Below are 11,170 nucleotides of genomic sequence, written 5' to 3'. Positions count from 1 at the left end.
CCAGGCTCGAACTCAGGTATGCTGCCAGCCGCTGACCGTCGAACCCAAACTGACCGCCGCGGGACAGGAATACGCGAACGACACCACCACCGACCACAAGGGCTCGGACGGCTCGAGCATTCAGGACCGGCTCAAGAAGGCCGGGGCGACGTTCAACGCGTCCGCCGAGAACATCGCCTGGGGCTCGGGCGATGAGAAGACACACGTCGACGGCTGGCTCGCAAGCGGCATCCACTCCAGCAACATCAAGAACTGCAGCTTCACCAAAACCGGCGTCGCCGTCGCAGGCAACCGCATCGTCCAAGTCTTCACCGACTGAACGAGCGGACCAGAGCGGGCCGGCACACGAGCCCACCGCGCACCCCGCCTCGCGTACGAGAAGCGGTTCGGCGGGAAGCCGGTGTCACTGACCCCGGGCGCGACGGCCATGATCACTCCACGGCACAGCCCGGACCGGGTCCGGGCTGTGCCGCCTGCCGGGTACAACCGCACACCCACCCCGGCGCCCCCAGGTTCGTCATCTGGGTGCCGTCCCGGACCGGTCCGTGCGCGCGGCTCCACGCCCGAACTGCCAGTACTGCACGGGGTGCTGCCTGCTGTGCAGGGGCGACGGCATCCTGCGTCCAAGATCGATTGTCAGTGGTGGGTGGGAGGATAGGAGCATCCAGTCGGGAAAGAGGGGGAGCCGTCATGGCCGGAAAGCAGAACTACATCAATCACGTTGCTCTCGTGTTGGATGCGAGTTCGTCCATGTCACATCTGAGTGGCAAGGTGGTCGAAGTCGCCGACGAGCAAATCGCCTATCTGGCCCGCCGGTCGAAGGAACTGGACCAGGAAACCCGCGTCACGGTGTACGTCTTCGCGGACAAGGTCGAGTGCGTCATCTACGACAAGGACGTGCTGCGAATGCCGTCCCTGAAGCAGATGTACCGCGTCGGTGGAATGACGGCTCTGCTGGCGGCCACGCTGAAGTCGCAGCGGGAACTCGCCCAGACCGCTCAGCTTTACGGCGACCACAGCTTCCTCACCTTCGTGCTGACGGACGGACAGGAGAACGCAAGTCACCGCTGCCCGGACGCTCCGGCCCAGAACCCGCGTGAACTGGTGCAGGCCGTGGCCACGATGATCGCGACTCAGGCGGACAACTGGACGCTGGCCGTCCTCGTGCCGGACCAGATGGGCAAGCGCGAGGCCATGCAGTGCGGCTTCCCGAAGGACAACATCGCCATCTGGGACGCCACGAGCACACAAGGTCTGGAAGAGGCCGGACAGGTCATCCTGAAAGCCACCGAGAACTTCATGGTGGGCCGCACCAAGGGAATCCGTGGATCGCGGGCGGTATTCTCCACGGGTGCGGAGAAGGTCAACAAGGAGACCATCGAGGCAGCCGGTCTCACACCGGTGGATCCGTCGCAGTACCAGCTGATTCCCGTGACGCGCGCGGCGGCCATACGGGAATGGGTCGTCGAGTCCGGGCACACCTATCGCACCGGTTGCGCGTTCTACCAGCTGAGCAAGTCGGAAAAGGTCCAGGCACGAAAGCAGATCGCGGTGCTGGAAAAGAAGACGGACCGGGTCTACTCGGGACCGGAGGCCCGAGCCCTGCTCGGCCTGCCCGACTCTGAAGTCCGCGTCAAGCCGGACCACAACGACGACTTCACCATCTTCGTGCAGAGCACCAGCGTCAACCGAAAGCTCGTACCGAACACGCGGGTGCTGTTCATGAACTGACGCCACGGCAGCCCTGCTCGGCGGTCCTGGCGCAGGACCGCCGAGCCCGCCGTCGGGGCGCCACGATCCACGCCTGGCATCCGGGCGCACAGCGTTGCCCGAGCCGCCCGCGCTGCCGATCGGGCGCCGAGATGGCCTACGCATGGTCGACGAAGTGCACGTCGTACTGGTCCTGGAGGGGAAGCAGGTCGGTGAAGGGCTGCAGCCCGTGCTGGATACGGCCCAGGGCCCGGAAGTACTCGAACCGCTCCGCCGACGAGTTCATCACGACCAGTAGTTCGGCCGGTCCGTCCGTCGTGGCGCCGAAGGCGTGCGGCAGGCCCGGCGGCACCAGCACCAGGCCGCCCGGGCCGACTTCCTCGACCGTGCCTCCCAGCCGGAACTCCACCGTCCCGGACAGCACATGGAAAAGCTCCGCCGCGCTGGAGTGGACGTGGGGCCGGGCTCCCGCCGCGCCGGGACCCAGGGCGAGGCGGTTGACGGCGAGCGGGCCGCCGTCCATCAGCAAGGTGAACCCTCCGCCGTGCGGCAGCGGCACATACTCCGCGTCCTGCGCCTGCACGACAACCGCCGCCGTCTCCGTGTCCCGCACCTTGCCCTCACCCATGGTTGAAGTTCCTCTCCTCGGTACGGTCCTCCGTACGTCCGGCCTCCATTCGACCTGGGGAAGAAGCCGTGAACCAGAACCGTTCCCGACCTACAGCGATCACCACTCGTGATGAATCGGATGAGTCCAGGGGGCCCGGGAATGGAAATACGGCAACTGCGGTACTTCGTGGCAGTGGCCGAGGAGGGCGGCTTCGCCCGAGCCGCCGAGCGGCTCCACATCGTCCAGTCCGCGGTCAGCCAGCAGGTGCGCCGCCTGGAGCGTGAACTCGGCCTCACCCTCTTCGAGCGCTCCACTCGCCGGGTTGCCCTGACGGCGGCCGGAGCCCGGTTGCTGCCCGAGGCGAGATCCGTCCTCGACGCGGCCGACCGGACCCGGCGGACCGCCGAGCGGATTGCCGCCGGGGAGACCGGCGCGCTCGACCTGGGCGCCGTACGAGGGCCTGGGGACCGGGTGTACCGGCTGCTGTCCCGGCTCGCGGATCTGGCCCCGGACCTGCGCGTACGGGTCCGCCGGATGCCGGCCTCCGAACGGCTCGCGGCCGTCCGTACCGGCGCACTGGACGCGGCTCTCGTACGGGCCCTGCCCGTCGCCCCCGGCCTGGAACTGCTCCCGCTCTGGCAGGACCCCCTCTACGTCGCCCTACCCGCGCGGCATCCGGCAGCGGCCCTGGCGAGGCCCGCTCTCGGCGACCTCGCCGAGCTGCCGCTGCGGCTGGCGGAGCGCGAACGCAATGCCCCGTTCCACGACCTGGTGACGAGTGCGTTCCGGGAGGCCATCGGTCACGCGCCGACGGCCGCCGCGCCGTTCACCGACCTCCAGGACACCCTCACCGCGATCGGCGCGGAAGGCGACCGGGCACCGTCCTGGACCGTCTTCTACGAGGTGACCGGACTTCCTGAGGTCGCCGGCACCGCCATCCGCCCGCTGGCTGCCCCGCCGATCACCATTTTCCTCGCCGTTCTGCCCGGCGTACCGGGCCCCGCCCTTCGTCAGCTCCTGGCAGCAGCGGCCGACACGCACTGACCCCGGCCGAACCGCCCCGAACGGGAGCCCCGCCTTGGGCTGATATCCGGCGTGCTGCGTTGCGTTTGCCAGTCACTTCGGGCGGCCGGAGACTGGTGATATCAGCGTGGCCCCCCTCTGGAAGCGCAGCCGGTCGGCGCCAGCCTTCTCGTGCTGCTGCCAGGCCCAGAGCCGCCGTCCGTTTGTATTCGATGCCACGCATCCACCCCGAGCCCCTCGGAGGGCCCGTGGCAATGCTGCGTCTGGCCACGTTGACGTCGCGAATCTTCCGCTTGTTGATGAATGTTTAACCGTCGGTCCTCTTAATCAGGAGGTGTCCTATGAGCAGGACCTGCCGACTCAACTGCATCATCCCCCCGTACCTTCTGAAGAAGCTCCTCGAGAGCGAGGACAGTGAGGTGCGCCAGGCCGCGCTGGACACCCTGCTGACCACCGCTCACTTGCGCGGTGAGCGAGGGATCCGAGCGTCCTTCGCCGGCGCGAGCGCCCCGGCCAACGCTCGGCGCACCGTTTTCGACTGCGAGCAGGGGGCTTTCCTCCCATCCGCGTCCCTGGCCAGGCCGGAGGACGGACCGGAGCCATCGGACGAGGCCGTCAACCAGGCGTTCGACGGGCTCGGCCTGACACGCGATTTCTACAAAGAGGTGTTTCAGCGCAACTCGATCGACGGGCGGGGAATGCGCCTCGACGGGTACGTCCACTTCGGCGTGAAGTTCAACAACGCGTTCTGGGACGGACAGCAGATGATCTTCGGCGACGGGGACGGGAGGAAGTTCGGAAACCTCACCGGATCCCTCGACGTGATCGCCCACGAGTTGACGCACGGAGTCACCGAATACATCGCGGGGCTCGAGTACCACAACCAGTCCGGCGCCCTGAACGAGTCGATTTCGGACGTCTTCGGGTCGCTGGTCAAACAGTGGTCGCTGAAGCAGTCGGCCGAAGAGGCGGACTGGCTGATCGGGGCTGACATATGGACCCCGGGAATCGATGCCGACGCCCTGCGATCGATGAAGGCGCCGGGGCATGCGTACAACAATGCCCAGTTCGGCAGGGACCCCCAGCCCGACCGTATGAGCAGATTCGTCCACCTACCCGACACGGAGGACGGGGACTACGGCGCGGTGCACTACAACTCCGGCATTCCGAACAAGGCCTTCTTCCTGACGGCGGTGGGCATCGGCGGATTCGCATGGGAGACCGCCGGACGCATCTGGCACGAATCGCTCAGAGCGTCCAGCAGGGACACCACGTTCCAGGAATTCGCGGACACCACGTTCCAGAAGGCCGGGGAATTGTTCGGCGTCGACAGTGCCGAACAGTCCACCGTGTTGACGGCGTGGCAGGAAGTGGAAATCCAGATCAGTCGTATCCCGACCGGGGTCGCCAGGGCACGCAGCCTTGCGGTCAACGGTAACGGTGGCGTGGGCCGGCAGGACGGTCTGGCAGCTCTGACCAGGCAGGTCGGGGAACTGAACGCCAAGGTGACGGGGCTGGCCAAGGACATGGCCGCGCTGAAGCGGACCTGGTGACCACCCGAGGTCGCGCGCGATGAAGGTGACTCTGGCGACATACGGCGGGCTGGCGGCGGCATCCGGCCTCCGCCTCCCGCCCAGGGTATGGGACACAGACGCGCTGCCCGAGAACGCTGCGGCGGAGCTCGCCCAGCTGGTGGCGGCGGCCGCCCCGACGCCCACGGTGGACCGGCCCAGCCTCGCCAGGGATGCGATGAGCTACACGATCACCGTGGAGGACGGCGGCCGCTCGACGGTCCTCAAGCAGTCGGACGCCGCCATGACCCGCGAGTTCGCGGCCTTGCTCACTTGGCTTCAGAAACACTTCGAGCAGCAGTGACGCACCACCAGCCGGCGGATGGCTCCCGCAACTGTGTTCAGAAGACCATCCAGTTACCGCCGAAGAGCACACCGAGAGCGAACGTCACTCCGAGGCCGACCAGCGCAAACAAGACCAACATCAGTACGGCGACGACTGCGAACTGGCCGCCGGGATGCCTGAGGAAGCGGTTCCAGGTTGCACGTCGAATGCTCATGGACCCACCTTCACCCACTGCGGCCGAGTACGTACAGCAGACGGGCGTCGCACCAACGGCACGCGCGGGTCTCACGTATGCGAGTCCTGCCCTGCTCCGGGCCCATCCGGGAAGCGCCCGACTTCCCGGGCCTCGTCGGACGGGCCGCCGGTACGCGGAAGGGCCCGATCGGCGCGCCGGGTCGGGCCCCTCCCGCTGTTCGGGTGTCGGCTTGCACCCTTGTCGTCCGTCAGACGGTCACGGGGGTGCCGAGCATCACGGAGGCCTGCTGGAGCGGGCTGAGGGCGCGCGTGGGCGCGGCCGCCGTGGGAAGGCCGCGGCAGGTGAAGCCGAGCTGGGTCATCGCGCGGATGACTTCGCCGGCGCTGAAGTCGCGGGGGTCCTGGCGGGTGACGACCCGGCCGACCTGCTTGACGGGGTAGGTTCGGCGGCCGATGATCACGGACTCACCGACGACCTCCTCGGGCTTGACGCCCTTCATGGATTCCAGGACACCGCTCTTGGTGAGGTCGAACGGGAAGCGGGCGATGACGCAGCGCATGATGCCTCACAGGGAGAAGAGGTGAATGGTCCGACCGTGTGAGGTCGTTCAGCGTGCGAGGGCGAGGATGCCCAGAGCGCTGCCGTGTTCGTCGACGACGGGGAGGGCGTCGAGCCGACGGTAGCGCATCGCGTGTTCGGCCTCGGCCATCGTGGTCCGGGGCGAGGTGAACGGCCCTCGGTCGCCGAGGACGTCACGCAGCCGGACCCGGTCCGTGTACGCGTCGCTGTCACGGATGGCGGCGAGCTGGGGCTGGGTGACCAGTCCGGTGCACAGGCCGTCCTCGTCGCAGACGAGTAGATGTCCCGCGCGGGCACTGGCCATGACGGACAGGGCCACTTCGACCGTCATGTCGTCACAGATCTGCGGGCCGGCCGCCTCCATGGCGTCGTCCACCGTCCGGTGTACGGGGTTGGCGTTCGCCGAGCGGGGCTGCATCTGGACCAGCGTCAAGACATGCCTCCTGCAGAGATGGGCCAGTTTTCTGAGCAAGTGGTTCTCAGGCCGCCGCATCGACGGCGGACTGCCGCGTGCTCGCGCGCCGTGCGGCCGAGGCGGGACTGCGACGGCCGCGCGAGGCGGCGCTGCGCTTGGGCCGCTCGGACACCGGGGCGGTGATGGTGACGGGGATGCCGGAGGGGGCCTGGGCGCCGGTGATGCGGTGGAGCGTTTCGTCGCCGGAGCGGACCTGGGTGGTCTGGGGGACGATGCCGGCGGCGGCCATGAGGCGGGTCATGTCGCGGCGCTGGTTGGGGGTGACGAGGGTGACGACGCTGCCGGACTCGCCGGCGCGCGCGGTACGGCCGCCGCGGTGCAGGTAGTCCTTGTGGTCGGTCGGCGGGTCCACGTTGACGACGAGGTCGAGGTTGTCGACGTGGATGCCGCGGGCGGCGACGTTCGTGGCGACCAGGACGGTGACGTGTCCCGTCTTGAACTGGGCCAGGGTGCGGGTCCGCTGGGGCTGCGACTTGCCCCCGTGCAGCGCGGCGGCGCGGACCCCGCTGTTGAGGAGGTCCTGGGTGAGGCGGTCCACCGCGTGCTTGGTGTCGAGGAACATGATCACTCGGCCGTCGCGGGCGGCGATCTCGGTGGCGGTGGCCTGCTTGTCCGTGCCGTGCACGTGCAGGACGTGGTGTTCCATCGTGGTGACCGCGCCCTGGGAAGGGTCGACGGAGTGGACGACGGGGTCGGTGAGGTAGCGGCGGACCAGGAGGTCGACGTTGCGGTCCAGGGTCGCGGAGAAGAGCATCCGCTGGCCTTCGGGGCGGACCTGGTCGAGCAGGGCGGTGACCTGGGGCATGAAGCCCATGTCGGCCATCTGGTCGGCCTCGTCCAGGACGGTGATCGCGACCTGGTTCAGTCGGCAGTCGCCGCGGTCGATGAGGTCCTTGAGCCGTCCCGGCGTCGCCACGACCACCTCGGCGCCGCCGCGCAGCGCGTGGGCCTGGCGGCCGATGGGCATACCGCCGACGACGGTCGCCAGCCGCAGCTTCACTGCCCGGGCATAGGGGGTGAGCGCGTCGGTGACCTGCTGGGCGAGTTCGCGCGTCGGTACGAGGACCAGCGCGAGGGGCTGCTTGGGCTCGGCGCGCTGTCCGGCCGTACGAGCCAGCAGGGCCAGGCCGAAGGCCAGCGTCTTGCCGGACCCGGTGCGGCCGCGGCCCAGGGCGTCGCGGCCCGCGAGGGTGTTGGGGAGGGTCGCGCCCTGGATCGGGAACGGCACGCTCACGCCCTCGGCGGCCAGTGCGGTGAGCAGCTGCGCGGGCATGTCGAGATCGGCGAACGCCTCGACGGCGGGCAGCGCGGGGGTGATCGTCTTCGGCAGGGCGAACTCACCCTGTACCGCGGCGGGTCGCCGGCCGTAGCCGCCCGAGCGGTTCTGGCCTCCCGAACGGCTCGGGGCGGACGAACCGAAGCGGCTGCCTCGGCCCGAACCGGAGCCTGAGCCGGAGTCGAAAGCGGCGCCGCCAGTGCGGCCGCGGGTACGGGAGGAGCGGTTGTTCGTACGTGTGGGGTTCATTCAGAACCTTCCTTGATACGGCACGTATCAAGGAATTCCCGCAGCGGAAGAGCAGCGCGGGTAATCACAAGAACGGCCGAATGAATGCGAAAGCGGACCCGGCCCACCGAAAATGCGTGTCGGCGCAGGCGCTGAAATAGGTCATGCCATGTCATGTCAACGGACGTGACATCAGGACGTCGGTTTGGGGGCGGCTCCGAAGAGGTCCGCATCCCGGGTGCGGGTCCCTGGGTGGCGGCCATCCCGCAGGTGGCATCACGGCGGGACGTTCCAGCAGCTGGGGCCCGCACCCCGAAGGATGCGGGCCCCAGCTGCGAGTGCGCGTCAGTGTCAGGCGGGAACGATGTTCTCGGCGGTCGGGCCCTTCTGGCCCTGAGCGATGTCGAAGGTGACCTTCTGGCCTTCGAGCAGTTCGCGGAAGCCCTGGGCGGCGATGTTCGAGAAGTGGGCGAACACGTCAGGGCCGCCACCGTCCTGCTCGATGAAGCCGAAACCCTTTGCCGCGTCGAACCACTTCACGGTGCCAGCAGCCATGTCATATCTCCTTTGGGGCAGTCCGCCGGCATCCGCGGTGTGCGACTACCGGGTCGCCGCGATGATGCCCCGCCCGGAAAACATGCCGGAGATATAAAAGCGCTTTCAGCGGCCGAAAACACCGGCGGAGGCGCTTGAAGTGTGGGAACCATGACTGCAACTGAGAACGACAGTAGCATGTCGTAGTGGTCTGCGTGCGTAAAATAATTCCACGCTGACCGTTGCGGCAAATACCCTCCCCGCGATGGACGTGAAATTCTCATCCCGCGGTCACAGGTATTGGCCCACTCGAAGAGCAGCTCGGGGCGCCCGCCCACCGCCCCCGGCCGAGCCTGCTCCGAAGCCGGAGGTCCGCTCGGGCCACGTCGTCCAACGCGAGGAGCCGCGGGCCGCGTGACCGGGCAAGCCCTATGCTGCGGGGATGATCAAGCCGATTGAACTCGTGATATTCGACTGCGACGGGGTGCTGGTCGACAGCGAGCGGATCGCCGCACGCGTCCAGGTCTTGCTCGGGGCGGAGTTGGGCTGGCCCCTCACCGAGAACGAGGTCATCGACCGGTTCATCGGGCGCTCCAGCGCCTCCGTCCGCGTGCAGGTGGCCGCCCGGCTCGGCGAGGAGACGGCCGCACTGTGGTCGGAGCGATTCGAGCAGCTCCACCGCGAGGCCGTGGATGCTGGGCTCGCCCCCGTCGAGGGACTGCCGGAGGCACTCGACGCGATCACGCTGCCGACGTGCGTGGCCTCCAGCGGATCCCACGGGAAGATGCGCCACACCCTGGGCCGCACCGGCCTCTACGAGCGGTTCGCGGGCCGCATCTACAGCGCCACCGAAGTCACCCACGGCAAACCCGCCCCCGATCTGTTCCTGTACGCCGCACGGCAGATGGGCGTCGACCCCGCCGCCTGCGTGGTGGTCGAGGACAGCCGGCCCGGCGTCCAGGCCGCCCGCGCCGCAGGCATGCGCTCCTTCGGCTACGCCGGCGGACTCACCCCGGCCGAGCGGCTCGAAGGCACCGGCACCGTCGTCTTCCACGACATGCGCAAGCTGCCCACCCTGCTGACCGAACAGTGACCCACAAGAAGTGACAATCCGTCACCACCACGGAGCCAACGGCCGGTTCCCGTGGATCAGCGGTTGCCTGACAAACGTCCAGGCCACAGCGAAAATTGAGGTGCGTACGGCCTCCGGCACTGTGACAATGCGCCGGTGAATCGTGAACAGATCTCCAGACTCGCCCATGCCAACCACCCGATCAAGTCCCCGCTCGACGACGACTCGGTACGCCGGCTGCTGGAACACGGCGTCCCCCGTGGCGACGAGCGCGTACTCGACCTGGGCTGCGGCAGCGGGGAATGGCTCCTGCGCGCCCTGAGCACCCATGGGCAACTGCACGCCGAGGGCGTCGACATATCCGAGGACGACCTCCGTCAGGCAGATGAGGAGGCGAGCCGTCTGGGCGTCCAATCGCGCCTTGCACTGCACCACCTGAAGGCCGCGGACTTCCGTTCCCCGCGCTCGTTCGATCTGATACTCAGCGTGGGGGCAACGCACGCGTTCGGCGGCTTGCTGCCCACCCTCGCGGCGGCGCGTGAACACCTGGCTCCGGGCGGGCGCGTCCTGATCGGTGAAGGCTTCTGGGAACGCGAGCCGTCACAGGAAGCCGCCGAGATGCTCGGGGACTACAGCGACCTGGCGACCACTCTGGACCTCGTCGTCGCCGACGGGTGGACCCCCGTTCACGGGCACGTCAGCACGCGCCGTGAGCTGGACGACTACGAGTGGACCTGCTGGGGATCGTTGGCCTCGTGGGCCCTGGACCACCCTGACCACCCGGACAGCTCGCAGGCGCTCGAGACAGCCACGAACCGCCGCACCGAGTGGTTGCACGTCTACCGGGACATGTGGGGCTTCGTCAGCCTGGTCCTGCGCCGGACGTCCGACTGACCGACCCTGGACCAGCCCGGGCGCCTCTCCCCCGCCGACAGACCGTGCAGCCGTGCCGGCGCGGGTGGAGCGGCGTCCGGTCCCGGCCGGCGAGACGCTCTGCGGAGGGGCGGAGGGCGTCGAAGCACCGGTCCAGGGCCTCGTCATGGACGGGGGTTGCGGTCCCCGGGGCGTGAACGTCGTGCAGCGAGGTCGCGGTCACGAGGTCGTCAGTGCTGCTTGATCACGGAAGCGCCTAGCGAGGCTCGTGGGGCGCCAGTCGGCAGGCGCCGTTCGCGGCGCCGCCGGGCACACCGGCGGCGGTCAGCCCGCTTACGCACCCCTGCAGGTCGCTGACCACACCGCGGTAGCACGCGGTCCTGACGGCGTCGGTTACTTCGAAACCCGCGCTCTCGACCGTCTTCGTGCAGGCGGGAATGTCGGATTGGGCAGTGGGCGCGGCGAGGATGACGCCGCCGAATGCGAGGGCCAGACCGGTGAGAACACCTGCGGTACGGGTCGGCATGCTCATGGGACGCACCTGCTCTCCGGGGGATCGCGCGGCCCGGGAACCGGGTGTGCCGGATCCGCGTGGGAACGGCACCGAGCCCGCGCAACCGAAGGCGCGGCCGCCATCGCCGGGCTCCCGTAGCGGATCGGCTCGGCAGAGCTTTCCTTCCCCCTTCGACGCTAGAGCAGCCCCCCGCCGTGCGCACCCGATAGGGGTGCGCAGTACC

At 68.6% G+C, this 11,170-nt stretch carries 14 protein-coding genes; 7 read left to right on the top strand and 7 right to left on the bottom strand.

Annotated elements, in window-relative coordinates:
• Positions 1-319: CAP domain-containing protein (locus ACFV0Q_RS30395; RefSeq protein ID WP_385009571.1), on the top strand; the 319-nt coding region annotated here is incomplete at its 5' end.
• Positions 320-690: 371 nt separating this feature from the next.
• Positions 691-1,731 carry a vWA domain-containing protein gene (locus tag ACFV0Q_RS30390; RefSeq protein ID WP_385009570.1) on the top strand — a complete coding sequence of 347 codons (1,041 nt, stop codon included), beginning with the start codon at positions 691-693 and terminating at the stop codon, positions 1,729-1,731.
• A 136-nt stretch (positions 1,732-1,867) separates the two neighbouring features.
• Here the strand turns inward: ACFV0Q_RS30390 and ACFV0Q_RS30385 are convergent, their stop codons facing one another.
• The gene (locus ACFV0Q_RS30385; RefSeq protein WP_385009569.1) at positions 1,868-2,338 is read right to left on the bottom strand and encodes a cupin domain-containing protein; all 471 of its coding nucleotides are present in this window, start codon (positions 2,336-2,338) and stop codon (positions 1,868-1,870) included.
• 141 nt (positions 2,339-2,479) lie between these two features.
• Between ACFV0Q_RS30385 and ACFV0Q_RS30380 the strand changes: the two genes are divergently transcribed.
• The 3 genes from ACFV0Q_RS30380 (at position 2,480) to ACFV0Q_RS30370 (ending at position 5,218) form a co-directional block, all read left to right on the top strand.
• On the top strand, positions 2,480-3,364 hold the full coding sequence (locus ACFV0Q_RS30380; RefSeq protein ID WP_385009568.1) for a LysR family transcriptional regulator: 885 nt from the start codon (positions 2,480-2,482) through the stop codon (positions 3,362-3,364).
• 320 nt (positions 3,365-3,684) lie between these two features.
• Positions 3,685-4,896, top strand: a complete 1,212-nt coding sequence (locus tag ACFV0Q_RS30375; RefSeq protein ID WP_385009567.1) for a M4 family metallopeptidase — start codon at positions 3,685-3,687, stop codon at positions 4,894-4,896.
• A gap of 19 nt (positions 4,897-4,915) precedes the next feature.
• Positions 4,916-5,218 carry a protealysin inhibitor emfourin gene (locus ACFV0Q_RS30370; protein ID WP_385009566.1) on the top strand — a complete coding sequence of 101 codons (303 nt, stop codon included), beginning with the start codon at positions 4,916-4,918 and terminating at the stop codon, positions 5,216-5,218.
• 37 nt (positions 5,219-5,255) lie between these two features.
• Here ACFV0Q_RS30370 and ACFV0Q_RS30365 read toward each other — a convergent pair whose 3' ends face one another.
• From ACFV0Q_RS30365 to ACFV0Q_RS30345, 5 genes are all read right to left on the bottom strand, one after another.
• Positions 5,256-5,414 carry a hypothetical protein gene (locus ACFV0Q_RS30365; RefSeq protein WP_385009565.1) on the bottom strand — a complete coding sequence of 53 codons (159 nt, stop codon included), beginning with the start codon at positions 5,412-5,414 and terminating at the stop codon, positions 5,256-5,258.
• 229 nt (positions 5,415-5,643) lie between these two features.
• Complete coding sequence (locus tag ACFV0Q_RS30360) at positions 5,644-5,955, bottom strand: SCO5918 family protein (RefSeq protein WP_385009564.1); 312 nt, start codon at positions 5,953-5,955, stop codon at positions 5,644-5,646.
• 48 nt (positions 5,956-6,003) lie between these two features.
• The gene (locus ACFV0Q_RS30355) at positions 6,004-6,408 is read right to left on the bottom strand and encodes a CBS domain-containing protein (RefSeq protein WP_385009563.1); all 405 of its coding nucleotides are present in this window, start codon (positions 6,406-6,408) and stop codon (positions 6,004-6,006) included.
• 46 nt (positions 6,409-6,454) lie between these two features.
• Positions 6,455-7,975, bottom strand: a complete 1,521-nt coding sequence (locus ACFV0Q_RS30350; RefSeq protein ID WP_385009562.1) for a DEAD/DEAH box helicase — start codon at positions 7,973-7,975, stop codon at positions 6,455-6,457.
• A 330-nt stretch (positions 7,976-8,305) separates the two neighbouring features.
• Positions 8,306-8,509 carry a cold-shock protein gene (locus tag ACFV0Q_RS30345; RefSeq protein ID WP_385009561.1) on the bottom strand — a complete coding sequence of 68 codons (204 nt, stop codon included), beginning with the start codon at positions 8,507-8,509 and terminating at the stop codon, positions 8,306-8,308.
• Between the two features lie 421 nt (positions 8,510-8,930).
• Here ACFV0Q_RS30345 and ACFV0Q_RS30340 point away from each other — a divergent pair, with 421 nt between their 5' ends.
• Together ACFV0Q_RS30340 and ACFV0Q_RS30335 are read left to right on the top strand one after the other, a co-directional pair.
• Positions 8,931-9,581: an HAD family hydrolase gene (locus ACFV0Q_RS30340; RefSeq protein ID WP_385009560.1), complete on the top strand. Its 651-nt coding sequence runs from the start codon at positions 8,931-8,933 to the stop codon at positions 9,579-9,581.
• Between the two features lie 135 nt (positions 9,582-9,716).
• A complete protein-coding gene (locus ACFV0Q_RS30335) occupies positions 9,717-10,454 on the top strand; it encodes an SAM-dependent methyltransferase (protein WP_385009559.1) in 738 nt (245 codons plus the stop codon).
• A gap of 235 nt (positions 10,455-10,689) precedes the next feature.
• Here ACFV0Q_RS30335 and ACFV0Q_RS30330 read toward each other — a convergent pair whose 3' ends face one another.
• Positions 10,690-10,965: a hypothetical protein gene (locus ACFV0Q_RS30330; RefSeq protein ID WP_385009558.1), complete on the bottom strand. Its 276-nt coding sequence runs from the start codon at positions 10,963-10,965 to the stop codon at positions 10,690-10,692.
• Between the last annotated feature and the right edge of the window lie 205 nt (positions 10,966-11,170).

The sequence above is a fragment of the Streptomyces sp. NPDC059564 genome (assembly GCF_042735575.1).
In the GTDB taxonomy this organism is placed as follows: Bacteria; Actinomycetota; Actinomycetes; order Streptomycetales; family Streptomycetaceae; genus Streptomyces.
Note: the sequence above shows the minus strand (reverse complement) of the source record. Positions and strands in the feature narration are given on the sequence as shown.